26 protein-coding genes and 1 tRNA gene are annotated in these 25,211 nt (G+C 57.9%); 7 read left to right on the forward strand and 20 right to left on the reverse strand.

The genetic code is table 11. The features are described 5' to 3' along the window. Nucleotide 1 precedes the first annotated feature (1 nt). The 6 genes from soxA to VOI22_RS20840 all read right to left on the reverse strand — a co-directional run bounded on the left by soxA (nt 2) and on the right by VOI22_RS20840 (nt 3,629). Nucleotides 2-844 (reverse strand): sulfur oxidation c-type cytochrome SoxA, encoded by an 843-nt coding sequence (gene soxA, locus VOI22_RS20815; protein ID WP_323798372.1) that lies wholly within the window; start codon nt 842-844, stop codon nt 2-4. 25 nt (nt 845-869) lie between these two features. Then, nucleotides 870-1,199, reverse strand: coding sequence for a thiosulfate oxidation carrier complex protein SoxZ (gene soxZ, locus VOI22_RS20820; RefSeq protein WP_323798373.1), 330 nt, complete (start codon nt 1,197-1,199; stop codon nt 870-872). A gap of 19 nt (nt 1,200-1,218) precedes the next feature. Next, nucleotides 1,219-1,641 (reverse strand): thiosulfate oxidation carrier protein SoxY, encoded by a 423-nt coding sequence (soxY, locus tag VOI22_RS20825; protein ID WP_323798374.1) that lies wholly within the window; start codon nt 1,639-1,641, stop codon nt 1,219-1,221. Between the two features lie 58 nt (nt 1,642-1,699). After that, nucleotides 1,700-2,158 carry a sulfur oxidation c-type cytochrome SoxX gene (gene soxX / locus VOI22_RS20830; RefSeq protein ID WP_323798375.1) on the reverse strand — a complete coding sequence of 153 codons (459 nt, stop codon included), beginning with the start codon at nt 2,156-2,158 and terminating at the stop codon, nt 1,700-1,702. Nucleotides 2,159-2,316: 158 nt separating this feature from the next. Further along, entirely contained in the window at nt 2,317-2,883 is a 567-nt protein-coding gene (locus VOI22_RS20835) for a thioredoxin family protein (RefSeq protein ID WP_323798376.1), read from the reverse strand. A gap of 11 nt (nt 2,884-2,894) precedes the next feature. Then, nucleotides 2,895-3,629, reverse strand: coding sequence for a cytochrome c biogenesis CcdA family protein (locus VOI22_RS20840; protein ID WP_323798377.1), 735 nt, complete (start codon nt 3,627-3,629; stop codon nt 2,895-2,897). Nucleotides 3,630-3,763: 134 nt separating this feature from the next. Here VOI22_RS20840 and VOI22_RS20845 point away from each other — a divergent pair, with 134 nt between their 5' ends. The 5 genes from VOI22_RS20845 to VOI22_RS20865 all read left to right on the forward strand — a co-directional run bounded on the left by VOI22_RS20845 (nt 3,764) and on the right by VOI22_RS20865 (nt 8,294). Further along, complete coding sequence (locus tag VOI22_RS20845; RefSeq protein WP_323798378.1) at nt 3,764-4,132, forward strand: transcriptional regulator; 369 nt, start codon at nt 3,764-3,766, stop codon at nt 4,130-4,132. Continuing rightward, on the forward strand, nt 4,132-4,647 hold the full coding sequence (locus VOI22_RS20850) for a heme-binding protein (protein WP_323798379.1): 516 nt from the start codon (nt 4,132-4,134) through the stop codon (nt 4,645-4,647). The genes VOI22_RS20845 and VOI22_RS20850 overlap by 1 nt, the downstream gene beginning before the upstream one ends. Before the next feature lie 25 nt (nt 4,648-4,672). Beyond that, nucleotides 4,673-5,023: a metalloregulator ArsR/SmtB family transcription factor gene (locus VOI22_RS20855; protein WP_323798380.1), complete on the forward strand. Its 351-nt coding sequence runs from the start codon at nt 4,673-4,675 to the stop codon at nt 5,021-5,023. A gap of 50 nt (nt 5,024-5,073) precedes the next feature. Beyond that, the gene (locus VOI22_RS20860) at nt 5,074-6,213 is read left to right on the forward strand and encodes a YeeE/YedE family protein (RefSeq protein ID WP_323798381.1); all 1,140 of its coding nucleotides are present in this window, start codon (nt 5,074-5,076) and stop codon (nt 6,211-6,213) included. A gap of 266 nt (nt 6,214-6,479) precedes the next feature. Then, nucleotides 6,480-8,294: a DEAD/DEAH box helicase gene (locus VOI22_RS20865; RefSeq protein WP_323798382.1), complete on the forward strand. Its 1,815-nt coding sequence runs from the start codon at nt 6,480-6,482 to the stop codon at nt 8,292-8,294. Nucleotides 8,295-8,599: 305 nt separating this feature from the next. On the opposite strand, the gene VOI22_RS20870 is transcribed toward VOI22_RS20865, so the two are convergent. The 10 genes from VOI22_RS20870 to VOI22_RS20915 form a co-directional block, all read right to left on the reverse strand. Then, entirely contained in the window at nt 8,600-9,421 is an 822-nt protein-coding gene (locus tag VOI22_RS20870) for a transporter substrate-binding domain-containing protein (protein ID WP_323798383.1), read from the reverse strand. After that, entirely contained in the window at nt 9,408-10,688 is a 1,281-nt protein-coding gene (locus VOI22_RS20875) for a GGDEF domain-containing protein (protein WP_323798384.1), read from the reverse strand. The genes VOI22_RS20870 and VOI22_RS20875 overlap by 14 nt, the downstream gene beginning before the upstream one ends. Before the next feature lie 611 nt (nt 10,689-11,299). Next, entirely contained in the window at nt 11,300-12,265 is a 966-nt protein-coding gene (locus tag VOI22_RS20880) for a hypothetical protein (protein WP_323798385.1), read from the reverse strand. Between the two features lie 817 nt (nt 12,266-13,082). After that, a tRNA-Met gene (locus tag VOI22_RS20885) sits at nt 13,083-13,159 on the reverse strand. A 112-nt stretch (nt 13,160-13,271) separates the two neighbouring features. After that, nucleotides 13,272-14,612: a phosphonate ABC transporter, permease protein PhnE gene (gene phnE / locus VOI22_RS20890; protein WP_323798386.1), complete on the reverse strand. Its 1,341-nt coding sequence runs from the start codon at nt 14,610-14,612 to the stop codon at nt 13,272-13,274. 11 nt (nt 14,613-14,623) lie between these two features. Then, entirely contained in the window at nt 14,624-15,463 is an 840-nt protein-coding gene (gene phnE / locus VOI22_RS20895) for a phosphonate ABC transporter, permease protein PhnE (RefSeq protein WP_323798387.1), read from the reverse strand. A 110-nt stretch (nt 15,464-15,573) separates the two neighbouring features. Further along, nucleotides 15,574-16,491, reverse strand: coding sequence for a phosphonate ABC transporter substrate-binding protein (gene phnD, locus VOI22_RS20900; RefSeq protein ID WP_323798388.1), 918 nt, complete (start codon nt 16,489-16,491; stop codon nt 15,574-15,576). 56 nt (nt 16,492-16,547) lie between these two features. Beyond that, nucleotides 16,548-17,405, reverse strand: coding sequence for a phosphonate ABC transporter ATP-binding protein (gene phnC, locus VOI22_RS20905; protein ID WP_323798389.1), 858 nt, complete (start codon nt 17,403-17,405; stop codon nt 16,548-16,550). A 202-nt stretch (nt 17,406-17,607) separates the two neighbouring features. Continuing rightward, nucleotides 17,608-18,528, reverse strand: a complete 921-nt coding sequence (locus tag VOI22_RS20910; RefSeq protein WP_323798390.1) for a PhnD/SsuA/transferrin family substrate-binding protein — start codon at nt 18,526-18,528, stop codon at nt 17,608-17,610. Between the two features lie 125 nt (nt 18,529-18,653). Further along, nucleotides 18,654-19,559 carry a LysR family transcriptional regulator gene (locus VOI22_RS20915; protein WP_323798391.1) on the reverse strand — a complete coding sequence of 302 codons (906 nt, stop codon included), beginning with the start codon at nt 19,557-19,559 and terminating at the stop codon, nt 18,654-18,656. A 126-nt stretch (nt 19,560-19,685) separates the two neighbouring features. Between VOI22_RS20915 and VOI22_RS20920 the strand changes: the two genes are divergently transcribed. Beyond that, a complete protein-coding gene (locus VOI22_RS20920; protein ID WP_193171859.1) occupies nt 19,686-20,123 on the forward strand; it encodes a DoxX family protein in 438 nt (145 codons plus the stop codon). Nucleotides 20,124-20,127: 4 nt separating this feature from the next. After that, entirely contained in the window at nt 20,128-20,922 is a 795-nt protein-coding gene (locus VOI22_RS20925; protein WP_323798392.1) for a class III extradiol ring-cleavage dioxygenase, read from the forward strand. 11 nt (nt 20,923-20,933) lie between these two features. Here VOI22_RS20925 and VOI22_RS20930 read toward each other — a convergent pair whose 3' ends face one another. The 4 genes from VOI22_RS20930 to VOI22_RS20945 all read right to left on the reverse strand — a co-directional run bounded on the left by VOI22_RS20930 (nt 20,934) and on the right by VOI22_RS20945 (nt 25,199). Further along, the gene (locus tag VOI22_RS20930) at nt 20,934-22,112 is read right to left on the reverse strand and encodes an acyl-CoA dehydrogenase family protein (protein ID WP_323798393.1); all 1,179 of its coding nucleotides are present in this window, start codon (nt 22,110-22,112) and stop codon (nt 20,934-20,936) included. A gap of 149 nt (nt 22,113-22,261) precedes the next feature. Beyond that, nucleotides 22,262-23,572, reverse strand: a complete 1,311-nt coding sequence (locus tag VOI22_RS20935; RefSeq protein ID WP_323798394.1) for a TRAP transporter large permease subunit — start codon at nt 23,570-23,572, stop codon at nt 22,262-22,264. A 5-nt stretch (nt 23,573-23,577) separates the two neighbouring features. Next, nucleotides 23,578-24,108: a TRAP transporter small permease gene (locus VOI22_RS20940; RefSeq protein ID WP_323798395.1), complete on the reverse strand. Its 531-nt coding sequence runs from the start codon at nt 24,106-24,108 to the stop codon at nt 23,578-23,580. Between the two features lie 113 nt (nt 24,109-24,221). Then, on the reverse strand, nt 24,222-25,199 hold the full coding sequence (locus tag VOI22_RS20945; protein ID WP_323798396.1) for a TRAP transporter substrate-binding protein: 978 nt from the start codon (nt 25,197-25,199) through the stop codon (nt 24,222-24,224). Nucleotides 25,200-25,211 lie beyond the last annotated feature (12 nt).

Raw genomic sequence — 25,211 nt, forward strand, 5'->3', positions numbered from 1 at the left:
ATCAGTTACGCAGCGCCGGTGTTTCGACCGAGAGGCCTTCACCACGCGATGCAAGATAGAGTTCAAGGGCGGTAAACTCGTCCGAGCCGCGTTTGAACGGTGTTGCGCGGATATTGTCCATGCAACCTTTGAAGCGGCGGTGGATCGAGCCCATGCCCTGCCATTTCAGACGGTAGACAGGGAAGCCGTTGATCTGACCCTGGCTGAGATGGTCAGCCCGGATCATGTTGCCGTAATTGTTCTCGTGGCAATGGGCGCATGACATATCGAGCTGGCCGACGCGGGTGTAATAGAGCTCTTTACCCCGCTTCCACCATTCGGCGGCCGGACCGTCGACCTTCACCTTTACAGGCATGCCACGGGATTGCAGGCCGATAAAGGCCGTCATCGCCACCATCTCCTGGCTTTCCCATTTCCACGGTTTGGCCTTCTGATGCTCTTCGCGAGACCAGTTGATGTGATCCTCAAGCGCGAACAGTGTCTTCTTGCCCTCGTGCCATTTCGGCATTGAGGCCCTCAGGCCCTTCATGCTTTCAGCGGCATCGCCGTGGCAGTCCGCGCAGGATTTTCCATCCGCACCATCAGCCGTTTCCCACAGCTCCGAGCCGTATTCCGCGAAGATCATTGCCGGGTTCTCGAAATCGTCGGTCTGCAGCTCCTGTGTTTCGGCATTCCGGAACCGCCAGCCGGACAGGATTTCTGACAGGGGCGAGTCCGCCGGTGCGTCCAGCTTGGTGACAAAGGCCTGACCGTCAACCACCAGTTCGGCATCTTCGTTGGCCAACGCCACGTTAGCCGTGGCCGCGAAGAGTCCAATGACTCCCATTGCCAAGAGTTTTTTCATGCCATCCTCCCATGTCTCCGTTCGTTCACGCGACGGAGATCTTTTTCTCGATGTCGTAGACGGAACCGTCATCATCGGTCCATTCGAACCGCATGGTTCCGGATTCCGTCAGCTTGACCGAGAACTCAACATAGGGGTTCGCGGCGACGGCAGGTTCCATGTCCATCCAGAACACATCCGTGCCGTTATATTTGGCGACGAACTTGTTGATGATCTTGCGCGGAATCAACTTGCCGGTCTTCCGGTCCTTGCGCTGACCCGACTCCATCGGATGACTGATCAGGGTCTTGATCGTGATTGCCTCACCGGCCTTGGCCTTTTTAGGCACTTTCACGCGGGGTTTGATATTCGCCATGATTCTGTTTCCTCCGTCCTCAGCCGCCGCAGCCGCCGATCGTCACCTTCACTTCGCGCCGGGCCATTTTCGTCGATCCGTCCGCCATTTTCGCGACAGCCACGATATCCTGCGTGCCTGCCAGGCGGATCCGCGTAGACGCGCGGCTCTCGGCGCTGGCCTTGGTAAAGTGAAACGTTCCGACACCCGGACTCGGGTTCCCGGCCGCCAGGATCATGATCTCGGTCGCGCCCGCAGCGGCCACTTCGATCGGCACGGTGTTACCGTTCTCGGCAATTTCCGGAGCGCCGATCTCGACACCACCGGTTTCCGGCATGCCGCCGGCAAATTTCTTGATAGCCGCCTCTACCGCATCTTCACTTGCGTTAGCCGGCACCTGAATCAGGCCGACCGCGGCAAGTCCGGCGGCAAGCGCGAACATGTCACGCCTTGTCATCTGCATTGGGCATTCCTCCGTTTATCGTAGCGTCGCGGGGACACATATGGCCCACCGCCCGGCTTTATTCCTCTTTCAACGTCATCAGGTAAGCGACGACATCTTCAACCTGCTGAGCCGTCAGAACCGTCTTGCCTGCAAATTTCTTGGCGACCCTATTGAGGCCGGCATCACGGTAGAAACCGGGCATGATGGTTTCCGGCGAAAGCGCTTCCTTGGAATTGACGACAATCGCCCGAAGCTCAGCCGCGGACCAGCGACCGGCCACCCCGTCGAGAGGCGGGCCCACTTCGCCGTGATAGGGCTGATCGGCCATCTTGGAATTCGCATGGCAAGCCAAGCAATTACCAAGCTTGCGGCCCATGAACCACTGACGCCCCTTGTCGGGATCGCCCGGCTTGTCGGTCAGCGCTTGCGCAACCGTACCATCGACGATCTTCACGTCCGCGGGTTTGACCGTCTCGGCCGAGACGCCTGAAACACCAAGCATCAATGCCAGCACGGTGGTGACAGCAATTCTCATCACCGAATCTCCTCCCATTTTTTTGTCGGGCAGCGCTTTGGCTGACCTTTAAATTTAGGAGACCGGAAAATTCGTTTGGACGCAACAACAAATTCATATCTTTGAATTTGTTGTTGCGTTACAGGCATCTGCCATCCTGAAGCAGCATCCGGTCGTTCCTACTGCGTCTTCTGCTGTTCCAGGAACCGGCGGGCATGATACTTCTGGAAGTGCTCCTCGCCCTCGTAACCTTTCTCCCGGACCCAGCCGAACATGTTCAGAGTCGTCCATTTTCCGAAGGCTCCGGGCATGGTCGCGACAGCCGATTGCCCGGCATTATCGCCTTCGGGAACCTGTTCAGGCATGAAGAGAATCGTTGGCGTGAACACCACGCCCCACCGTTTTGCCATATCTTTTTCCGGCAACGCCGTGCCATCAAGGTCGGTTACTTCCTCGTCGCCGAAAAGATTGTACTGAACCACGACGAAATTCGACTTGATGAACTCGACCACGTCCGGGTCGGACAAAGGCCCCTCGTGCAATTGCTTGCAATAGATGCAGCCGCGTTGCTCGAAGATCATGGCCAGCCGCTTGCCCTGGCTTTCGGCATCCGCGATATCCTCAGCCACATCCTTAAAAGAGACTGTAAACCAAGGCTTCTTGTGAAGCCCGTCCTCACCGACCTCGGCCAATGCCGGGTGAATGATCAGCAATACTACGAGAAGTCCAAAAATCACACGCGTCATGTCTTGTCTCCTCATCCGATGGTTCCGAATACCGGGAATGTGTCGATCATCCATTGGGCGATAACGCCGACCGTGTTGGTCCCGATCAGGATCGCAAAGACCAGCAGCGTGGCGCCAATGCCTTTCTCGACAATCGCAACGTAGCGGCGGACCGACTTCATCCACGTCATGAAAGGCCCAAAGAAGAAGCCCGCGAGGACGAATGGCATGGTCATGCCGAGGCCGTAACCAAACAGCAGGAAAGCACCTTGCTGGACCGTTTCAGCGGCTCCCGCACTGAACAGGATCATCGCCAGAACCGGGCCGACGCATGGCGTCCAGCCAAAAGCAAACGCCAGACCAACCAAGTAGGGGCCGATCATCCCGGCTGGCGCCGCGACATCCATCCGGGCCTGCCGGTACAACAGCGGGATTTTTACCCACCCAAGGAAATGCAGCCCCATCGCCGCGATCACGGCCGCCGCGACGTAGCGCAAGATATCGAAATACTCGCGCAGCTGCTGTCCGAAGACCGACGCGCTGGCACCAAGCCCGACAAAGACGGTAATCACCCCCGCCGAGAACAAAATAGCGGACAACACAACCTTCCGGCGCGCGGCGCCGTCGCTCTCCTGCTCTTCGAGCTCGTTCATCGAAACCCCGGCAATATAGCAGAGATAGAACGGGACGATCGGCAGGATGCAGGGTGTCAGGAAGGATGCCAGTCCGGCGATGAAAGCACCGCCAATTCCTATGTCGAAGCCCATTTTGAGCCCATTTTCTGTTCTTCCACGTGCGTTTCCCCGACCGCACTTGCGGTCAACACATTCTCACATTAGAATTTGTTATTATGTTCCATGCTCCACTGCGACAAAGCAAGAACTTGTTGGCGGCAGCTGCGATGGCAGTGCTTGCCATGAGTCTTGCCAGCCATACCGCACCGGCCGCCGCTGGCAACGAGTTGCTCATGGTTGAACAGACGGGCTGTGAATGGTGCGAGGCCTGGAATGAAGAAATCGGCGGAATCTATCATCTGACGGACGAGGGTAAACGCGCGCCGTTGCGCCGACAGGACCTGTTCGATACCTGGCCAGCCGACATAACGATCAAGGGATCGGTGCACTTCACGCCGACCTTCATTTTACTGGACAACGGAACGGAGACCGGCCGGATCGAAGGCTATCCGGGCGATGATTTCTTCTGGCCGATGCTCGTCCGGCTCCTCGACAAAAACAAGCGGACAAACCCGCCCAAGGAAGGAAACGACTGATGAAAAAGACCATTCTTGCATGTGCCGCCCTAGCCACCCTGCTGGCGCTCACACCGTTCCATCCTTCAAAAGCTCAGAACGCCGAAGCACTTGTTACTTACGAGTCGATGAAGCCCGAGGTCGCCCTCAATCTCGCGCAAGCCGCACTGAAGATTTGCAGTGAGGCCGGCTATCAGGTGGCTGTTGCCGTTGTCGACCGGACGGGCCTGACCCAGGTTCTCCTGCGAGACCGTTTCGCCGGGCCGCACACAGTATCAACAGCGACCCGCAAGGCCTGGACCGCAGTGAGTTTCCGCGCGTCGACTTTGGAATTGTCTACGCTGGTACAGACCGATGCCGTGATGGCGCAGCTGCCTAACATCACCAACGCCCTCGTCCTCGGCGGCGGCGTCCCGGTTCTGGCTGCCGGCAAAATTATTGGCGGGATTGGGATCTCTGGCGCACCCGGTGCCGATCTGGATGATGATTGTGCCCAAAAGGCTATTGAAACCATCCAGGATTTCCTAGATTTCTAACAGCCTCACAATTGGAGCCTACCTAATGCCCTTGCCTGTTTTGGACAAAACCGCGACCGACGCCGAGATCGATGTCATGATCGAGAACGCGACGCATGCGACAGAGTTCATGAAAGCACTGGCACATGAAGGTCGGCTCCTGATTCTTTGTCAGCTGGCCACGGGTGAGAAATCCGTGACCGAGCTGGAAGAATTGCTCTCCTCCCGGCAAGCTGCTGTCTCACAGCAGCTTGCCCGGCTCCGGCTGGAAGGCCTGGTCAATCACCGTCGCGAAGGCAAGACGATCTATTACAGCCTGAAGGACGAACGGGCGATCCGTATGATCGAGTTGCTCTACGACATGTTCTGCAAGGAAGAGCTCGTCCTCGGAGCCTAGGTATTCGGGGGCGATGCACCCCTTAAAAAGCTCAGGTCGACACCCAGCGCGTGACGCGCCACACTCCCCCGATGTTTGCACTCTCCGATACAGCCGCCGTGACCCTGATCGGCTTTGCGACCGGCGCTGTTCTGGGCCTTGCCGCCAGGATTCCGCGTTTCTGTACCCTCGGTGCGATCGAAGACGCGCTCTATGGCGGAAACCGCGACCGGATCATGATGTGGCCGATGGCTATAGGGGTCGCGGTCGCTGCAACGGCCGTTCTTGCGGCACTCGGGTGGGCAACGATCGAAAACTCCGCTTTTTTCAGGTACGAATTCAGCCTCTCCGCGTCGATCATCGGCGGCCTGATGTTCGGTATCGGCATGGCGCTCGCCGGGAATTGCGGTTTTGGTGCTCTGGCGCGTGTCGGCGGCGGCGATATCCGCTCGGTCCTGATCGTCCTGGTCATCGGCATCGCCGCCTATATGGCCGCAGTCGGCCCCCTGGCAGAACTCCGCACGACACTGTTCCCGCGGACCGAAGCGGCGCATCCGGGTTCCGGGTCCATTGCCGGTTTCATCGCGGAACATACCGGCATTTCAGCGCTCTACATCGCGCTGGCCCTCGCCGTTCTGCTGATCGCGCCCGCACTCACCGACCCGCATTTCATCAGCAACCGCTCCGCCGTCATCTGGTCCGTCCTGATCGGACTGTCCTGCAGCGCAGCCTGGTGGGGCACCAGTTACGTCGCGCATACCGGGTTCGAGCACGTTCCTGTTGAATCCCACAGCTTCACGATGCCACTCGGCGAAATCGTCCTGCAGGTCATGGGGGTTGGCGGTCCATTCGGCGGGTTCTCTGTTGGATCGGTTTCCGGCGTCCTGTGCGGCGCTCTGCTCGGCGCCCGCATACGGAAACAGTTCCACTGGGAAGCCTGCGACGACCCGGGTGAGCTGCGCCGCCAGATCTTCGGTGCGGTCCTCATGGGCTTTGGCGGCGTGATCGCGCTCGGTTGTTCCGTCGGACAGGGCCTTTCCGCATTTTCCGTACTGGCCTGGAGCGCTCCGGTGACAGCCGCATCAATCGGTGTCGGCGCCATTATCGGATTACGCTATCTGGTGGAGGGAAGCCGGATGGCCGACGCCGTGTTACTCCCCTTCCAGAATCTTCTTTCCCTGTTCCGTCGCGGGCCGAGATCTCGCTCCTGAAATACCTATATCCAGTGCCGTCACACCAATAAGCGGCGTCATTTCTCCGCTTCATATTTGAATTGTCAAAGATTTCCTCGTACCTATGCAGGTCGGCCCGACAAAACCGTTCGAATTCTGAACCTGAACGGCTCGGATCGGGAGCCCAGATGAAGCAAAGCGGACATTGCGGACATAGTCACGTGAGCCCCCGGAAGCTGAGACGGGTTGGAATTAGCCAGACGGCACTGGCTAACCACTTATAAAAGAAAGAATAGTTTTAAGTCATGAAGCTCCGCCGCTGGCAGCAAAGTGTTATCGACGACTTCCAGTCCATACGCGAAAGCTACAAACGATTTGTTCTCAAAGCTCCGACCGGGGCTGGGAAAACGGTTCTTGCCCGGGAAATCATCGACAGGTTCTACGATGGCAAGAAAGTCATCATTCTCTGTCACCGGCTGGTTTTGCTGGACCAGCTTCAAGCGGCCTTGACGAAAGGACGTCGCGTTAAAACACTGAAGGTCTCGGATAAAGGGGAGGCTTTCGACGATTACGATGTCCTGCTCTCCACCAGCATGCGGGCGCGGGAAGTGCTCGAAGACGCGATCCCGAAAGCAGACCTGATCATCGTGGATGAGGCCCACCGCGTCTCGCCGAACGGCAGCGGGTACAAGCGCATCATTGATCTGTTCCGTGAGAAGGGGAAAGCCGGCGCTCATTTCATGGGCCTGACGGCATCGCCCGAGCGACGGACTGGCGATCAGCGCGACCAGTTGAGCGCGGCTTTTGACGCCATTATTGACTGTGCCGATATTCGGGACCTGATTGCGGAAGGTATCCTGGTGCAACCGAGATACCGGCCGCATTTCGTTCATGACCTGAATCTGGACGGTATCGAAGTCAGCTCCGGCGAGTATCCCGTATCCCGGCTGACGGACGAAATCATCAGATCATCGATGCTCGATTACGCCACGCAGGCCTATCTGGAAGAGCGGGAGAAGATTCATCCGCTTCCGATCTCAGCCTGGTTTTGCCCTGATATAAAGGTTGCCGAGTTTACCGAAGAGCGCCTCCGCACGATCGGGATCAAGACAGCCATTATAACGGCGGGAACACCTTTGACGGAACGGCGCCGCATCCTTGCCGCGCATGACAAGGGTGAAATCGAGGCCCTCATTTCTGTCGGCGTGCTGATCGAGGGATGGGATAATCCCGAGTGCAATATCATTGTCCATATGCGGCCGACGCTCTCAAAGGTCTTGTGGGGCCAGTCGATAGGGCGCGGACTTCGCTCTTCCCCGAGCAAGACCGAATGTGTCGTCATCGATGTCAGCTCGAACTGGACGACTTTCGGCCCGGTCGAAAACTTGAAATGGACTCTCTGGAGCCCTCCCCGGTCATTCCTGCAGTTTCAAAACCGGTTTAACTGGATTGGCCAGCAACAGGACGATGAGGACAATCCGGAAACCTATCTGCTCTGCAAGAACGAGACGGCCCAAGGGAAGTCATGCTCCCACATCTATAAGAAAGGCCGTTTTGAGGGCGACACCTGCCCTGCCTGCAACAAGTATGCAGCCGTCGATATCTATAAAGCGCAAAAACTGGATTTAACGCTTAACGACAACAAGTTGCATCGCATTTTCTTTTCCAAAGTGCCTGAAATCTATGAAACCCTGAACACCTCAATCTGGGGAACCCTTGAGGGCAGCGCGTGGCGCACGGCAAACGAGAGGGAGATGGTTTATCTCGTCTTTTGCCTGGCCTTCGTTAAGTCATCCCCCGACGTTGCCAGCACCGAGGGACTCTATTGGGAAGACACTCTCCGGACAGAAGCGGAAATACGCCGCGAGCTGATTGATAATAAGCGCTTTGTAACCAAGAAAATGGAGTTCGAGCTTGCCTGGCTGGCAGATGGTCTGGATACCCGCCGTCAGGTACGCACACTGCAAGCAGACTATGGCGTCTCGATCATGGGACCGCTCATGATCGACCTATCCCGCGCCGAATGCGAGGCTAAATACCAGCGCGCCATCAAAATAACGGAACGGATTGTCACTCTGGGATGTTCGGCCAAGGATGATCTGCCGTACTTTGTTGCTTAGTGTGTCGCCTTACTGGCCGGAACGGATCTAGCGGAGCCGTTCAGGCGAATGATCTCCTGAGGGAAACTAGCGGTGTATCGGAACAGGTTTCGTATCCGCCGGCACTTTCAGGCATCCATCGTCAAGGTAGAGCAATCCGGAGCTCCTACCAGGATGCGCGTTCTTTCAGTTGCCAGCGTCACGACGCTAGATGAGGCGCGCCAAGGATGGACGGCCTGTGCCCACATTTTGCTGGATGACCGGAAACCGGCGCGGGAAGAAGGCTTCCATACGGCCGCTGCAAATGCTGGCTACGGCTCCAGTGGTCAGCTCGGATCTTCCAGTTTCACGCCATACTTTTGGAGAAGCATGCTTTCTTTCTCCCCCTTAATCGACAGACGGCCCTCATCCCAGACCCTTATAAGTTCCTGTCTTTTTTCCGCCGGGATTTTCTTTGAAAAAATCGGCCGCTCGACGAGCTTTTTCTCCAGACCGGGGAACGCGATCTGAAGTTCATCATGCAGATTCAACCTATTTAAGACATGCTGGAGGACGAGCTCGTTGTCGGCGTAAAGATCCACCCTGTCTTCAATAATCATCCGCAAGATACGGTCGACCACATCGTCGTATCCGGCGATCACTTCAACGAAGTCCGCGTTATTCGGATCGTCGATATAGGACTGGTAGGACATGCTCATTGAGCTGTAATCCCAACCGGGACCGGTTGCGACGCGCTTGCCTTTTATGGACTGGATGCCGAGGTAGCGCCAGGGATCGTCCCTCCTGACGACAAAGGCCGTCGTATAGGCAAATGTCGGCTCATTCGCATAGACAAAATCGTTCTCTGTGTTCACTGCCTCGACATATTCGGGCAAAATATCGCAAAGACCGTCGGAGACCATTGCGAGTCCTCGCGCCAGAGGGACTTCGAAAAACTCCAGCTCATAGCCTTGCGCGGAATAGACTTCCTCAAACATATCGATGACAACGCCCCGCGCGGAAGATCCGTTCGACGGGAAGATCGTCAGCGGCGGCCACTGGTCATAGCAAACCTTTAACGTCTCCGCATAACCAGCTCTGCCCGTGCCCAACCCGACAGCAAAAAGCACCAGAATAAACAGGCGACCCAGTAAGTTATGCTTGGACACGATCACGACCTTTGTTTTTCGCCTCATAAAGTTTTACATCGGCGCGCTTAAACAGCTCGTCCACTGAAACGTCTCCTGGCTCGGACGATGCCACACCGAGACTGATAGTGTATGTGATTGATTTGCCATCGACATCCAGAACAGAAATCCCGACAGCCTTGCGTATTTCATCTGCGATCCGAAAGGCTTCATCGGCTTCCGTATCGGGTAGGAGTATGGCGAATTCTTCCCCCCCTATTCTCCCGAAAAGGTCGGGCTTTCTCAGCAGCTCCCCAGTCATCTGCGCAAAATGGACGAGCACCTTGTCGCCGACGAAATGACCGTGTGTATCATTTATGACTTTGAAATGGTCTATATCCATCAGAATGAACGACACAAATGATCGATTACGTTGAGAGCTGATCAATAACGGATGAGAATAATCATAAAAACTTCGGCGATTAAGTATTCCCGTTAAATAATCTTTTGCCGCCAGGTATTTTAAATTTTCATTTGCAACAAGCAATTCTTCTGTTCTTTTGGCAACGGCATCCTCAAGCCAATTTCTTTTTTCCTTTTCATCTTCCAATAATTTTTTCTGATGATTCTCTATATCAGAAAACATCATATTCATATGGTCTTGAAGCTTCTTGAGCTCATTATTCTCGACGACAGGAAGACTTATCCTCCTGCCTGTTTTCCGATCCATTCTGATATCATCAACCTGCGATATCAGCTCCGTTAAAGGAACAGACAAAAACCTATCGAATGCCCATACAAAAGAGAAAAACAGAATAGATATGTTTATCACAGAGGCGATGAATATAAGAATAAAATTAAACAATATTCTATCAAATACAACACTGGACGATGAATATACCGTCAACGCCCCCAGTTTTGTTTCTTTTTCATTTTTAAACCACGTCAAATCATATGACGCACTGAAAATAGATAATGGTATGGACATAATATTATAGGATTTTTTGGATAACACCGTCTCCGCATGCTGATTAAAAATGTCTATGCCTTCAACGATCGGCATTTCAAGCAACCCAGATGCGAGCGCTTCAACCTGTTTATCATTATATTGCCAAAGGCTGGTTGAAACAGGAGCACTGACTGTCCGCGCCAACTGTTCCAGTTCATTCAATATTGACTCTTTGGTTTTTACATATTCAGCAAAAAATTGTATTCCCGTTACCAATAATGTAACGGCTAAGTAAATCGAAAAAATAACGCGCAATAATTGTCGAGACAAATTATTCGGGCGAAAGAATCTAAACCGCATCTCTTATTCCGCTTATGCGCTGGGACTGCCGTCGGTCGGCATAACCTAAATGAAATTAAATTCAGTTAATACACAGCGATAATTTATGTGTGGAAACCACACCCGCAGCACACACACCAAACCCGAAAAGCCCAATCCAATCTTCGATATTGCTGATTAAACTGTTGGGAATGCCCGTTAACGCATGCTGAAGGCCGTTCCGTCAAAAAGAGCGGAACCCTTAATCCGCCTTTCTTGTGTCCAGTTTAATGGAGCTCAAAGGAAGGGTCGCGCACGGGTGGCGTGCGAAAAATCTCTGTTCTAGCGGTGCTTCAGAACGGTGCGGTCAACCCGGCGATTGCCCCAACCAAACCCGCCGATGCGCAAGCCAGTGAGCGCCCTGAAGCCGCGCCTCACCCTCAGCAAAGCGAGTTTTTTTGTATCGGGCATTTCAACTTTGAAAATTGGTAGCGGAGGTCCGCTACATCTGTAACCCCACCTCGCTGATCTTTCTCGTAATCACTTGTTAAATAACGTTTTCTGGAGTGACACCTACGTCGACCAGGCCTCCAACGGAGTTCATCGCAACTACCTAGCCTCGAAAACAAGCGCCCGAAAAGCAGAAGCCACGTCTATCGACGCTTTTTGCGATTTCGCGCTTTCAATGCACGTCTCTGACTTCTATTCATACCTGACGCAGGTTCATGCGGTGTAGGTACAGAGAAGCTGATAGTCTCAACATCTGGAAATTCCTGACCTCCCCATGGGCGTTCTGTTATATTTTGAAGGACATCAAAGTTCTTACAATCCTCACGGATTGCTCTGCGCTCTTCCTGTGTCCATGTTGCTTGCTCCGCATATATTAAATCCTCGGAACTGCCGCGACCTTGCTCCGGAGGCTCCATTGAAATCCCAACCACCTGCAAAAGATGCGAATATTTTTCAAGCAACCCTCGTGCGTAGACCTTCGCGGATTCGGTCCGTTTGATGCGATAATGCTCGTAGCCTCCTTTGTTCTCCATCCACTCGAGGTATTTAAAGGTCTGAATAAAAAACGCTGTTTGACAAAATTTCGTCCCTGCATGGCCCATCATGACTCGGAAGAACCGGCGTTCTTCCTTCCCCCTCTCGAGAGCTCCTTTGACTGCTTCCGCGTACGACCTCCTGATGAACCTCGGCGTAAGAGCCATTTGTCGTATGCTCAGTTCACTCATACGAAGACTGAAGTCTTGCCCCTTCAAAGTAATTGATGTTCCTTGGAGCATGTGCTTTGTGAATGACTCGATCAACCTGTCCCATAAATACGAAATCTTATCAGCTTCTATTTTGGCTAAATATTGAGAATTACTGATAAAATTATCATAATGGTGCGTATTTATTGTTAATGGAATGTCTGGATCATTAACCACAAAGTCATGATCTTTATTCTCGTTGACCCGAATTGCATAATAAGCGAGTAGGTTTTCTTCACCGTGAGCCTCAAGAAGACGGCCAGATCGGACGAAGGCTTCCTTTCTTGTCAGGTAGTCAGTGAAATCAGTGACGGTGTCCAGTTCCGCCATTACGATATCGAGCGCATTTTCATTGAACACGTGCACGAAGGACCCACCCGGATCGATGTCTCCAACAGCAAGTGGCCATATTGACGCACATTTATCCGACCAATGATCTGGTCCTAAGATATCTGGTCGAATTATCAGACTGCCGGATGAGCCGGGTAAGTGCCTTCGACATGCCTCAGCACAACCACTCGCAACGACGACTCTGTGAACCTGCCGGACATCTTTGGACGGAAGATCTATCGGAAAGGGGTTTATGCACTCACGATCGAGGAAAAGCCGATCTGGATATTCCGATATCCAACGTTCAGCACCTTTTGCCTGCTTCGCAGAATCTCTTATTGCTCGTTTCGCCCATCGGCACCAGGCAGTCTTCAGATCACCTGACGGCCACGCTATTGTCTTTTCGCTGAAGATGATGATGTGCGGGCCACACACTACGAGCAGGTCGCAGAGTTCCTTCCCATCGCCTTTGTTGCCTAGTTTCTGATCGCGGTACGGGCTCGGATATGACCAGAGGTTCAGGAACGACCTGTCCGCCAGCTTCGCAAGATAGCGTTCCGAATCAGTGTTCCCATCACCTTTAACGATAGGTGGCCGAAGCTGCTCTGGCCGCTCATCAATCCCAGACGGTTTTTTTATCAGGTCCTCTACCCCTTCCAAAAGAGAGCGCTTTCGAGAATCTCCATCAGCAAAACACATCTATCAGGCAAAAAGCGCTTTCGTCGCTCCACCTTTCCGCGATTAATTCGCGGTAACAAGGCCGAGACGAACAAAAAACTTTTCGCCACGTAACAGCGCACAGCTCCAGAGGGCTACACACCCACCACCTAAAATATTGATTTTATTGAGGCCTTGGTAGCGGAGGAGGGACTTGAACCCCCGACACGCGGATTATGATTCCGCTGCTCTAACCAGCTGAGCTACTCCGCCCCATAGGGCTCGCGAGGGCATGGCCGAAGCCGTCTTGTCCGCGCGGAAGCACGCATATAGGCGAGCCGGGCGGGGCTTGTCAACAGAGGGGTGCCCTGCCCGGTCGAATTCTTTATCGGCTCTCCCCGCCAGCAATCAGTTTGCGCCGCAGCCAGCTTGACGCACCGTCCATCATGAACACCATGACGATGATCAGGCTGATGATATAAAAGGTGTTTTCCCAGTCCCGCGAGGTCCGCATGGTCTCCACCAGCACAAGGCCGATACCGCCGGCGCCGAGCGCGCCGATCACCGTTGCCGAGCGGGTGTTGGATTCCACGTAATAGAGGAACTGCGAGGTGAAGACCGGCAGGATTTGCGGGATCACGCCGAAGCGGTAGCGCTGCCAGCGGTTCGCGCCCGTGGCGCCGACGCCTTCCACCTGCTTGCGGTCGATATTCTCCAGTGCCTCCGAGAACAGCTTGCCGAGCGAGCCGGTGTCGGTGAAGGCGATGGCGAGCGAGCCGGTCAGCGGGCCCAGACCGAAGGCCCGGATGAAGATCAGCGACCAGATCAGCATGTCGATGCCGCGCACGAAGTCGAACACCCGGCGCACCACGAAGCGGATCGTGCCGTTAGGGTTGAAGTTGGAGGCCGCGACAAAGGCCAATGGCAGGCCGCAGAAAGCTGCCGTGACGGTGCCGAGGACCGCCATCAGGATGGTCTCGAACAGGGCCACGGCGACATGGCCATGCTGCCACTCAGGATTGCCCCAGAAGCTCGACAGGATGTATTGCCAGTTCGCCTGGTCAGGGTTCAGCCGGTCACCGGAAGTGGACAGCGAGAGCAACTCGCTGAAGCTCCTGCCGTGCAACTCGGAGGTAAAGGGGAACCAGAAATTCTCCCAGCCGTATTGGAACTTGTGGATCTCCAGCTTGGCCCGTGTGAATTGCACTCTGCGAGAGAAGGTCGGGCGGGCATCGAGCTTCACGTCGCGGGCATTGAGCCAGTCCGGCACCGGCCCGTCCGGCAACGTGGTGACGATTTTCTTGCCCACAAGTTCCGCATGAATGGTCCCGTAATCCGGCACCTCGAAAGCGAGACTCTTGCCCTCGACCCGGACGACATAGCCCTCACCGAGATCGACGGTGAATTTATCGGCATCGCCCGTCACCCAGTCCGGCAGTGTTTTGAAAGTCGCGTGCCGCTCCCCCTCGATAGCGACTTCGAAGTCGCCCCGGCGGAAATTCTTGGTAACGTGAGTCTTGTAGGCGACCGCATCGGAGATCAGCAGCGCCCCCTTGGAGAGCTGGGCGCGGGCGAGCAGTGCCGTGATATCGAACGCGGTCCAGGCATAGAACAGGTAGAGCACGACGCCGGCCAGCAACAGCATCGGCACGGCGGATGCCTTTTTCACCGAGATACGCACCGGCTCGGCCATAACAGCGGCGCCCTGATCGGAAATGACAGCCATATCCGCCTCCCCTAGCTGAAATTGTCGGCGCCGACGAAATGCCGACGGAGATAGGATGACAGCTGGTCGATGGCGACAATCGACAGGAACAGCATGAGGAAGAGCGCAGCGGTCTCGGAACCGGCACCCCAGCCGATAGCGCGGGAAAGCTCGGTGCCGATACCACCGGCGCCGACAAAGCCGAGGATGGCGGAAGCGCGCACATTGATCTCGAAACGCAGCAGGAAATAGCTGCTGTAGTTCGGCAGCACCTGAGGGATCACCCCGAAGCGGACCCGCTGCAGCCAGTTGCCGCCGACGGCTTTCAGGCCCTCCAGCGGCTTCACATCGATATTCTCGTTCACCTCGGAGAACAGCTTTCCAAGAGCGCCGGAGGTGTGGAAAGCGACCGCGATTGCCGCCGGCACCGGGCTGGCGCCGAGCACGAAGATCAAGAACAGGGCGATGATCAGCTCCGGGAAGGCGCGCATGATGTCCATGATGCGGCGCACGACCGGAATGGCAGCCGGCGGAACTTCCAGGTTACGGCTGGACAGCAGGGACAGGACTGTCGCGAAGACGGCGCCGATGAGCGTTGCCACGGCTGCAATATTTAGAGTCTCGATCAAGGCCGGCAGGAATTTCGGGAACAGGGCCCAGAAGGCCCATCCCTGATCCCAGGCCTGAGAGACGATCTGCGCCGGGTAGTCGAGAAACTTGGACAGCCCCTGCAGGAAACCACCGGAATTGAGAGCCGATGCCTCGCTGTATCCGGAGAGCACGACGGCGAGCAGCAGCGCGAGGGAAAGCCCGGTATAGAGCCGTCGGCGCCCTTCGAGCGCGAGCACTTCCTGCCGCATCACTTCAACCATGGGGAATGTCCTGCATTGGAAAACTTGGAACTCCCGGACCCGAGGTCCGGAACATGGCCGGGACCGCACAGTGGCGATCCCGGCCCGTGTTCAGTCAGCAAGGCAGTGCCTTACTTCATCTTCCGCTTGCGCGCTTCGATGATGACTTCGTAGGTCTCGTGGGAAACCGGGGCCATGCCCTTGATTTCACCGGCCATGAAGCTGTAGGCGCATTCCGGATCGAGGGAAGCGAGACCGGCGATCAGGCCCGTCACCTTCACTTTAACGTCAGACGGCAGGTCCTTGCGGAGCACGACCGGACCTTCCGGAATGACCTTGGACTTCCAGATCTGAACGAGCTGGGTCATGTCGACGAGACCGGCATCGGCAGCTTTGCGCAGGGCGCCGCTGTTGTAGCCTTCTTCCCAGGCACCCAGGCCGTCGGCCCAGGTCACGCCGGCGTCGATGTCACCGTTGGCAACCGCGACGATGGTCTGCTCGTGACCGCCAGTGAAGACGACCTCACCGAAATACTTGCCGCTTTCCATCGGGAAACCGGCAGCCGGGATTTCGATGGACGGGATCAGATAGCCGGAAGTCGAGTTCGGATCGCCAAAACCGAACTTCTTGCCCTTCATGTCGTCGAGGGACTTGATGTTGCCGTCGACGCGGGCAAAGCCGATTGAGTGATAGCCCATGGAACCGTCGGCATTGATCTTCACCAGGACCGGCTCAACAGCTTCCGGGTCCGTGATGTATGTCTTGGCATAACCGGAAGCACCGAGCCAGGCCATGTCGAGGTTACGGCCGATCAGGCCTTCGATGACGCCGTTATAGTCGGCCGGCGCGAAGATCTTCGTCGGCACGCCGAGCAGCGCTTCGACCTTGCTCCGGACGCACTCGTTGGAGCGCATACGGTCGGACTGGTTCTCACCGCCGAGCACGCCGATGCGGAATTCGGAGATCTTGTCTTCAGCATGGACAGAAACGGCGCCAAACGCTGTCATGGCGACAGCTGCGGCCACCGCGAAATTGCGAACGAAATTCATCCCTAACTACTCCCTAGGTTGGAATTGCTGCCACGGAACATCGGCGGTAGCCGCATTCAGGCCGTAGCTGCATTCGCCTCAGCGACCGTGGCCCCATGGCCCGGTACTGAGGGATCGGATTTGGCCCGCGCGGAGGCGCCGGCCGAAATGCTTGTGGAGGTGACCGCCTCGTTCAGGGCCGCGTCGGCGCCGTAAATCTCGCGCGCCGCTTCCGGGGTCAGCTCGTCGGCCGTGCCGTCGAAAACCACTTTGCCCTGACTCATGCCGATGACCCGGTCGCAATAGCTGCGCGCGGTATCGAGCGTGTGCAGGTTGCACATCACGGTGATGCCGTCGCGATCGTGGATTTCCCGGAGCGAGCCCATGACCACCTCGGCGCTCAACGGGTCTAGGGAAGCGATCGGCTCATCGGCAAGAATGATCTTCGGCGCCTGCATCAGACCGCGGGCGATGGCCACGCGCTGCTGCTGTCCGCCAGACATGGTCTCCACCCGCTGCAAGGCCCGCTCGGCCAGGCCGAGACGGTCGAGTGCGGCCAGCGCATCGTCGATGTCCTGCTGGGAGAAGATCTTGAACATGGAGCGCAGCGTGCCCTGCTGGTTCAGCCGGCCGAGCATCACGTTGGTGACGACATCGAGGCGCGGAACCAGGTTGAACTGCTGGAAGATCATCGCGCAGTCTTTCTGCCAACGCCGCTTGGCGTTGCCTTTCAGGCTGAGCACGTCGGTGCCTTCAACGAGGATCTGCCCGGACGTGGCCGAGGTCAGTCGGTTGAACAGCCGCAGGAAGGTCGATTTCCCGGCGCCGGAGCGGCCGATGACGCCGATCATCTGCGGTTTGTCGACAGCGAAAGTCACGGAATCGACCGCGACCATGTTGCCGAAAGCCTTAGTAACGTTTTTGAATTCGATCATGCCCTACCTCTGAGTCTCGCGCCGTGCGGGGCTGCGAACAGCCCGTCGGGACCGGCCACAAGGGTGACCGGCAGTTCGGACGACACGGTTTGAACGGGTCACACCGCGCGAGATCCGACTGCAGCGTTGGTATCAATCGAGAGGGTCGTTCTCGTGACTCTTTTGCTTCAGTTTCATGAAGCCGTAGAGGGTGCCCAGCCGCTCAGTTGCTGGCGACGGACAAGGAAATGCGCTTGTGGTCGGCGACGATGAAAGTCTCGTAGTCGGCATGCGTGACCGGGAACACCCCCGTCACCGGCAGGCCAAAAGCCATTGCCAGACAATCGGGCGCCGTCTCGCCAAGGGCCGCGATCCGATTGGTCACGATCTTCTTGATGCTTTCGGGGAGCGCCTTGCGCAGAACCACCGGGCCATTCGGCATCAGCGGCGAGCGCCAGAATTCGATGAAATTCGTATGAGAGGAGGCCTGAAATCGCTGCAACGGGCCTGCACCCGATACGGAATCGGCCCCGGAGTCGGACCGCCAAGTCAGCGCGGCATCCACCGCGCCACTCTCCAGCGCTGTGAGCGTGGCGTGATAGCCACCACCGAACTGGACTGACTTCAGATCCCCCTCGGTATTCAGCCCGGCCCGTTCAAGAGCAACAGACGGGACGAAATAGCCCGGCATGGAGCGCCGGTCCGCGAATCCGATGTTTTTGCCTTTCAGCCTATCGAGCGTGTCGATTTCCGCACCCGGACGGGAAAGTGCGACAGCGCGGTATCCCATGGCCCCGCCACGGCCGAGCGTGGCCAGCACCGGCTGCACCGCCCCCGGGTGCGCCCGCCAGAGCGCGCTGTAGGACCGGGTTGAGAGAGCAGCCATATCCACCGCACCGACGATCAGGGCCTGCCGCAGCTCGTCACCGGATGGCAGGGCCAGGATTTGTACAGGTGCCGACAGACCGTCCGCGAGATCGTGCGCGAGGCACTTCTGCGCCGCAAAATCATCTGAAACAGCCTTGCCGCCAAGGACGCCGATCCGGAGCGTGTCTGCCCCGGCTACCGGAGCTGAAAACAGAACCCCTGCAATTGCGGCAATGCCGGTCGCCGCCATCACTGCACGCGCAAATGCCTGTCGCATCGTTCGCTCCATTGCCGTTCTGAAGCCGCCCGCATGCCCGCTCCGGGATACGGAATCCTCACTGCAAGTTGGAGCACTTTAGCCACGGAGCTTGACTGTTTGATGACGGTCCGGGAATCGCGGCGTCAGATCGCGTTCCAGTTTTCCGTAGCCGCGATTTCAGCCTCTATGAAGCCGATGAAGGACCGGACCTTCCGAGACAGGTGGCGATTGGCGAGATAGAGCAGCGATACCGGCAGGCTGCGATCCTCGAACGGCTCCAGCAGCGCCTCAAGACGCCCGCTGCGCAGATCCTCCGCGACGACGAAACTCGGCACGATTCCGATACCCTCGCCCGACAGCAGCAGCCTTCTGACGGCGGAGGCACTGTTCACCCGGACCCGTGGCCGGATCGTCACCGTCAGGCTTTCTCCGCCATCGCGAAACGACCACTGCCCGGGCGTCCGGCGGTTGGTATCGAAAACGCATCTGTGAGCCTGCAACTCGTTTGGATGCATGGGGCGGCCTGCCTCGTCCAGATAGGATGGCGCCGCGCAGGTGATCAGCCGGGTCTCTCCGAGCCGTTTTGCGATCAGGGTCGAATCCTGCAGCACACCGATGCGCACCGAAAGGTCGACGCCCTCGTCGATCAGGGACAGGTGCTGGTCGCTCAGCCGGAGGTCGATCGTCACGCCGGGATTGGCCGCCAGATATTTCTCGACCACTGCCATCAGATACATCTCGCCGAAAAGCACCGGCGCGGTGACGACAAGATTACCGCTCGGCGCGGCGCCCTCGTCCCTCATAACCGAGCGTAATTCGTCGAAATCCTCGATCAGCCGGATACACCGGGGCAGATAGGCCTGCCCGCTTTCCGTCAGAGTGACAACCCGCGTGGTCCGATGCAAAAGCAGAACGCCGAGCGCATCCTCCAGCGCCCGGATGTTCTTGCTGACATTCTGCGCGCTGGTTCCAAGGCGTCCGGCGGCCTTCGAGAAGGACGTCGTGGCGGCCACGGCCGAAAACATCCGCATTTGCTCTATTGAATCCATATTCGCAACATATCGTTTATATTCATTCAATCAACAGAGAGCTTATGGCGACAATAGATCGCAATTAACTATGTCGGACAGGCGGCGCGGTGTGCCGCCCTTTCCTCGAAACGAAAGGACGATCCGATGACCAACCAGAACACCGCGCCTTATGCCGCGCTTATCCTACGCGTATCCCTCGGCGTGCTCTTCCTCGCCCATGGCGCTCTCAAGATCTTTGTCTTCACCCCGGCCGGCACTGTCGGCTTTTTCGACAGCATCGGCCTGCCGGCCATCTTCGCCTACCTGACCATCCTCGCTGAAGTCGGAGGCGGTATCGCGCTGATCGCCGGTTTCGCCACCCGGCTGGTCTCCATCGCCACCCTGCCGATCCTGCTCGGTGCCGTCTTCATGGTGCATGGCGCAAACGGCTGGCTCTACACGAATCCGAACGGCGGCTGGGAATTCCCGGCATTCTGGGCGGCAACTCTCGTGGTTCAGGCTCTGCTCGGTGACGGTGCCTATGCAGTGCGGACGCCGAAAATCCTGACCCTGACGCCCGACAGTTTCGCCCGGCAGAGCTAGATCCATGGCAAGCCTGCCCAGCCTCTTTCTGCCGCACGGCGCCCCCGACCTGCTGCTCAGCACCCACGTCTCGAAAGACTTTCTCGGGACGCTGGGCCGCCGGGTCGGGCGCCCGGCGGCGATCCTCATCGTCTCGGCGCACTGGGAAGCGGCACAGCCTACTCTGACCACAGCCGAAGCCCCGGAAACCGTTCATGACTTCTTCGGCTTCCCGGACGCGCTCTATCGCATTCGGTACCCGGCACGAACCGCTTCGGATCTGATTGACTGGGTAGATGACCTACTGACCGGTCAGGGAATAGAGTTGGAGAAGGATGCCAGCCGCGGTTTCGATCACGGCACCTGGGCTCCGCTCTCACTCGTCTATCCGGATGCCGATATCCCCGTTGTCCAGCTCTCACTGGTACGGGACGGCACAGCACGGCAGCATTTCGAGATCGGCCATACGCTTGCCCCGCTTCGCGAGCGGGACGTGTTGATCGTCGGCTCTGGTTCGGTCACCCACAATCTACGGGAGCTCGGTCCTGAGGGAACACCGCCGCCGGCCTGGGCCACTGCATTCGATGACTGGGTACTCAAAGCGGCCGAAGCCGGAGAATGGGACAGTCTAATGCAGTTTCCGGAAGCACCGGAGACCGGCCGCCGGGCCCACCCGACGCCGGAACACTTCCTGCCGTTCTTCGTAGCGGCAGGTGCAGGAGCCGGAGAAGTCGGGCACAAGCTGCATGGCAGCTACAGCCACGGCTCCATCAGCATGTCCGCCTATGCATTCGGCGGCGGACTGCTATCCGCCGCCTAGACACATCAGACCTACGCTCGCCCGGCAGCCCGCTTCAGGGCCTTGCGGGCGAGCGACCAGCGATGAACCTCGGAAGGGCCGTCATAGATCCGGAAGCCCCGCACTTCGCGGAAAATCCGTTCCACCGGCAGATGCGCGCTGGTGCCGGCACCACCGAGGATCTGCACCGCATTATCGACGATGCGCCAGATCGCCTCGGAGCATTGCACCTTGGCCATGGAGCTTTCCTCCGCCGCATTATCACCCTGATCCAGCAGCCAGGCCGCCTGCATCAGGGACAGCCGGGCTGTGCGGATATCCATCTCGTTATCCGCCAGCATGAAGCCGACACCCTCATGTTTGCCGAGCTTCTGGCCGAACACTTCGCGCCGGTTCGCATAATCCAGTGCCGTGTCGTGCGCCCGGCGGGCGGAGCCGAGCCAGCGCATGCAATGGGTCAGACGGGCCGGGGCGAGCCGGACCTGGGCTTGCCGGAAGCCGCCGCCGGGCTCACCCAGCACGTCTTCCTGATCGACCCGGAGATCCTCGAACCGCATCTCCCAGTGCCCGCCCGCAAAGGAGCTGTCGAGCGTGTCCATCTGCGTTTCCAGATGGATACCCGCCCGGTCGCTCGGCACGATGAACATCGTCGCCCCACCGTCCGCCGGGCCACCCTCGATCTTCGCCATGATGATGACGAAATCCGCGCCCTCGGCACCGGTGATGAACCATTTCCGACCATTGATGACATAGCCGTTTCCATCCACCTTTGCCGTGGTCGCCAGCAGAGAGGGGTCGGCACCTGCGCCGTCCGGCTCGGTCATCGCGAAACAGGAGCGCGCGCCCTTGGCAAGCGGTGCCAGGAACTGTTCCCGCTGTGACGGGCTGGCGGCAACCTCAAGCAGATGGGTGTTGCCTTCGTCCGGAGCGCCGCAATGCAAAGCGGTCGGTCCAAGCAGGGAATAGCCGGCTTCCTCGAAGACAAAGGCACGCTCCAGATGCCCGAGGCCGAGGCCACCGAATTCCTTCGGCGCATGAGGGGCGAACAGCCCGGCGGCCTTGCCGAGATCCGTCAGCTCTTTGCGCAATTCCTCCGTCGGCCCGTGCGCGGTCCAGCGCGGATCGCTCTCGAACGGGATCACCTTCTCTGCGATAAAACTGCGCGTCTTTTCCGCCAGATCTGCGATGTGCGGCGGTGTCGAAAATTCCATGTTTACTCCCTCCCCTGCCCGCGCGCTTCCGGCCCGGACCTCTCTGGGACCAGAGAATACCCGCTCCACCGTCCCCGTCCAGCAGGAGGAACGGCAACAAAAAAGGCGGCCCGAAGACCGCCCTTTTCAGGAAGTGCTAAGTCGGCCGGTCAGGAAGGACCTTGCCGCATGTTGTCCGGCAGCCAGGTTGCGATTTCGGGGAACCCGATCAGCACAAACACCATCAGCACCATGATCAGGAACATCGGAATGGCGCAGCGGGCGATGAAGCCCATCTCGTGCCGGGTCATGCCCTGCAGGACGAACAGGTTGAAGCCGATCGGCGGCGTGATCTGTGCCATCTCGACCACCACGACAATGAAGATGCCGAACCAGAGCAGGTCGATGCCCGCCTGCCGGATCATTGGCTCCACAACCGCCATGGTCAGCACCACCGACGAGATACCGTCGAGGAAGCAGCCGAGCACGATGTAGAAGACCAGCAATGCCATCAGCAGCTCGAAACGGCTGAGATTCATGTCGGCGATCAGGTTGGCCAGCCCGCGCGGCAGGCCCGTGAAGCCCATCGCCAGAGACAGGAAGGATGCACCGGCAAGGATCAGGGCGATCATGGCTGAGGTCCGGGTCGCCCCCATCAGGCTTTCCAGGAACGTCTTCCAGCTGAGCGAACCCTGGCTCGCCGCCAGGATGAGCGAGCCGATGACACCGAAAGCCGCCGCCTCGGTCGCCGTGGCGAGCCCGAGATACATCGAGCCGATAACCACAGCAATCAGGCAGAGAACCGGAATCAGGAAGCGCGAGTTCTTCACCTTGGCGGCGAAGCTCATCTCCGGCTCGTCATCCGGATGATAGTTCTTCGAAACTTTCGAATAGATCGCCACATAAGCCATGAACATGGAGGCCAGCACCATGCCCGGGACGATGCCCGCGATGAACAGCTTGGTGATCGACTCGTTAATGGTCACGCCATAAACGATCAGGGTCAGCGAGGGCGGGATCATCAGGCCGAGCGTCGCCGCTCCGGCCAGCGTTCCGATCACCACCTTCTCCGGGTAGTTCCGCTTGCGCAGCTCCGGGATCGACATCTTGCCGACCGTCGTCAGCGTCGCCGCCGAAGAGCCGGAAACTGCCGCGAAGACCGTGCAGCCGACAATATTTGTGTGGATCAGACCACCGGGCAGCTTCGCCAGCCACGGTGCCAGCCCCCGGAACATGTCCTCCGACAGGCGCGTGCGGTACAGCACCTCCCCCATCCAGATGAACAACGGCAAGGCGGCGAGCGTCCAGGACGAGGAGTGGGTCCAGACGGTGGTGACCATCACGTCGCCCACCGGACGTGTGGTGAACAGTTCCATGCCGACGAACGCGACGCCGAGCAGTGCCAGCCCGATCCATACGCCTGTGCCGAGAAGCAGGAACAGGACGAAGAGAAACAGGGCAATAATCGAGATATCTTCCATATGCCCTACTCCGCGTGGGATTCGACCGACTCATGCACAATCCGGTGCCGGCCGACAAAAACCATGTGAATGAGAAAATCGGTCAGCGAGATCGCCAGAATGACCGAACCGATGACCATCCCGGTCTGCGGCATCCAGAGCAGAGTGGCGTCCTGCCCCTGGCTGATATCCTTGAACTTCCACGACCAGTATACAAACTTCACCGCATACCAGACGAAGTACCAGGCAAGTGCGCTTCCGATGCCGAAACACCAGATTTCCAGAACACGCCGGACACCGGCCGGGACCACATTCAGCAGCATCGAAACACGGATATGCGCGCCGCGCTGCAGGGTGTGCGCAAAGGCGAAGAACGAGGCGGCGGCCATGCAATAGCCGACATATTCGGCTGCCCCCGGAAATACCTCACCGGTCCAGCGCGCCACCATCTGCAGGACGATCAGACTCAAAATGGCGATCAGGAATAACGCGCCGACCGCGCCGGATATGAGATAAAGCCGGTCCAGCCCGGCCCTGAGTTTTGCCAGAAAAACCATGAGGTCTCCTCGGGAGGTAAGCCAGCTCCGGAACAGGTATCCGTGGGCCGGAGCGTCGGATCGACATTAAACCGGGGGCGAAATTGCGCCGCCCCCGGTCCAAAGATGAGGAGTTACTTCATAGCCTTGTAAGCGTCGACAATGGCTTTGCCTTCGGCGCCGGCTGAGTCCAGCCATTCCTTGGTCATGGTCTCACCGATCGCCCGCAGTTCGGCCTGGAGAGTGTCGCTTGCCGGACCGACAGTCATGCCGCCGGCTTTCAGACCATTCAGGGTGAACTGGGTGTATTCGATCGCGCGCCAGGTGCCTGCATATTCGGCGAGCTCCGCGCAGCCGCGCAGGACGCCCTTTTTGGCATCGTCGAGACCGTTCCAGACGTCGCCGTTCACCATCACCGAATTACGCGGCAGCCAGCCATCGACTTCGTAGAAATGGGTCAGGCTCTCCCAGACCTTGCGGTCATAGCCGGTCGCGCCGGAAGAGATCATGGAATCGGCAACACCGGTCGCAAAAGCCTGGCTGATTTCAGCGGCTTCGATCTGCACCGGAAGCATCCCGGTCAGCTCGGCGAGCCGCGCGGTCGCGTTGTTGTAGGAGCGGAACTTGATGCCCTTCATATCGGCAACCGCGTTCACTTCCTTCTTGAAGTAGAGACCCTGCGGCGGCCACGGAACGGCATAGAGCAGGACCAAATTCTGGTCGGCGAGGATCTTTTCAAGCGTCGGCTTCGCCGCTTTCCAGAGCTTCGCAGCGTCATCAAAGGAGGTGGCGAGGAACGGGATCGAGTCGAATGCGAACACCACGTTCTCATTCTGATGAGCGGACAGCAGGCGCTCGCCGATCTGCGCCTGACCGGTCTGGATCGCGCGCTTGATGTCGTTACCCTTGAAGAGAGAGCCGGACGGGTGCGTCACGATCTCGATGGCACCACCGGTACCGGTGGTCACGCATTTCGCGAACTCGGCGCCGGTGGCGGAGTGGAAGTTGGAGCCGGAATAGGCCATCGGCATATCCCATTTTTCCGCCATCGCACCGGCGGAACCGGCAACCGCGAACACTGCCGCGGCAATTGCTGTCGAAAGTTTTTTCATCTCAAGTCTCCC

This window comes from Nisaea sp. (genome assembly GCF_034670185.1).
GTDB lineage: Bacteria > Pseudomonadota > Alphaproteobacteria > Thalassobaculales > Thalassobaculaceae > Nisaea.

Bases quoted from the DNA above. Each gene is read 5' to 3' on its own strand.
- soxA (WP_323798372.1), bottom strand. From the start codon at position 844: ATGAAAAAACTCTTGGCAATGGGAGTCATTGGACTCTTCGCGGCCACG.
- soxZ (WP_323798373.1), bottom strand. From the start codon at position 1,199: ATGGCGAATATCAAACCCCGCGTGAAAGTGCCTAAAAAGGCCAAGGCC.
- soxY (WP_323798374.1), bottom strand. From the start codon at position 1,641: ATGCAGATGACAAGGCGTGACATGTTCGCGCTTGCCGCCGGACTTGCC.
- soxX (WP_323798375.1), bottom strand. From the start codon at position 2,158: ATGAGAATTGCTGTCACCACCGTGCTGGCATTGATGCTTGGTGTTTCA.
- VOI22_RS20835 (WP_323798376.1), bottom strand. From the start codon at position 2,883: ATGACGCGTGTGATTTTTGGACTTCTCGTAGTATTGCTGATCATTCAC.
- VOI22_RS20840 (WP_323798377.1), bottom strand. From the start codon at position 3,629: ATGGGCTTCGACATAGGAATTGGCGGTGCTTTCATCGCCGGACTGGCA.
- VOI22_RS20845 (WP_323798378.1), top strand. From the start codon at position 3,764: ATGGCAGTGCTTGCCATGAGTCTTGCCAGCCATACCGCACCGGCCGCC.
- VOI22_RS20850 (WP_323798379.1), top strand. From the start codon at position 4,132: ATGAAAAAGACCATTCTTGCATGTGCCGCCCTAGCCACCCTGCTGGCG.
- VOI22_RS20855 (WP_323798380.1), top strand. From the start codon at position 4,673: ATGCCCTTGCCTGTTTTGGACAAAACCGCGACCGACGCCGAGATCGAT.
- VOI22_RS20865 (WP_323798382.1), top strand. From the start codon at position 6,480: ATGAAGCTCCGCCGCTGGCAGCAAAGTGTTATCGACGACTTCCAGTCC.
- VOI22_RS20875 (WP_323798384.1), bottom strand. From the start codon at position 10,688: ATGCGGTTTAGATTCTTTCGCCCGAATAATTTGTCTCGACAATTATTG.
- phnE (WP_323798386.1), bottom strand. From the start codon at position 14,612: ATGGCTGTCATTTCCGATCAGGGCGCCGCTGTTATGGCCGAGCCGGTG.
- phnE (WP_323798387.1), bottom strand. From the start codon at position 15,463: ATGGTTGAAGTGATGCGGCAGGAAGTGCTCGCGCTCGAAGGGCGCCGA.
- phnD (WP_323798388.1), bottom strand. From the start codon at position 16,491: ATGAATTTCGTTCGCAATTTCGCGGTGGCCGCAGCTGTCGCCATGACA.
- phnC (WP_323798389.1), bottom strand. From the start codon at position 17,405: ATGATCGAATTCAAAAACGTTACTAAGGCTTTCGGCAACATGGTCGCG.
- VOI22_RS20910 (WP_323798390.1), bottom strand. From the start codon at position 18,528: ATGCGACAGGCATTTGCGCGTGCAGTGATGGCGGCGACCGGCATTGCC.
- VOI22_RS20915 (WP_323798391.1), bottom strand. From the start codon at position 19,559: ATGGATTCAATAGAGCAAATGCGGATGTTTTCGGCCGTGGCCGCCACG.
- VOI22_RS20920 (WP_193171859.1), top strand. From the start codon at position 19,686: ATGACCAACCAGAACACCGCGCCTTATGCCGCGCTTATCCTACGCGTA.
- VOI22_RS20925 (WP_323798392.1), top strand. From the start codon at position 20,128: ATGGCAAGCCTGCCCAGCCTCTTTCTGCCGCACGGCGCCCCCGACCTG.
- VOI22_RS20930 (WP_323798393.1), bottom strand. From the start codon at position 22,112: ATGGAATTTTCGACACCGCCGCACATCGCAGATCTGGCGGAAAAGACG.
- VOI22_RS20935 (WP_323798394.1), bottom strand. From the start codon at position 23,572: ATGGAAGATATCTCGATTATTGCCCTGTTTCTCTTCGTCCTGTTCCTG.
- VOI22_RS20940 (WP_323798395.1), bottom strand. From the start codon at position 24,108: ATGGTTTTTCTGGCAAAACTCAGGGCCGGGCTGGACCGGCTTTATCTC.
- VOI22_RS20945 (WP_323798396.1), bottom strand. From the start codon at position 25,199: ATGAAAAAACTTTCGACAGCAATTGCCGCGGCAGTGTTCGCGGTTGCC.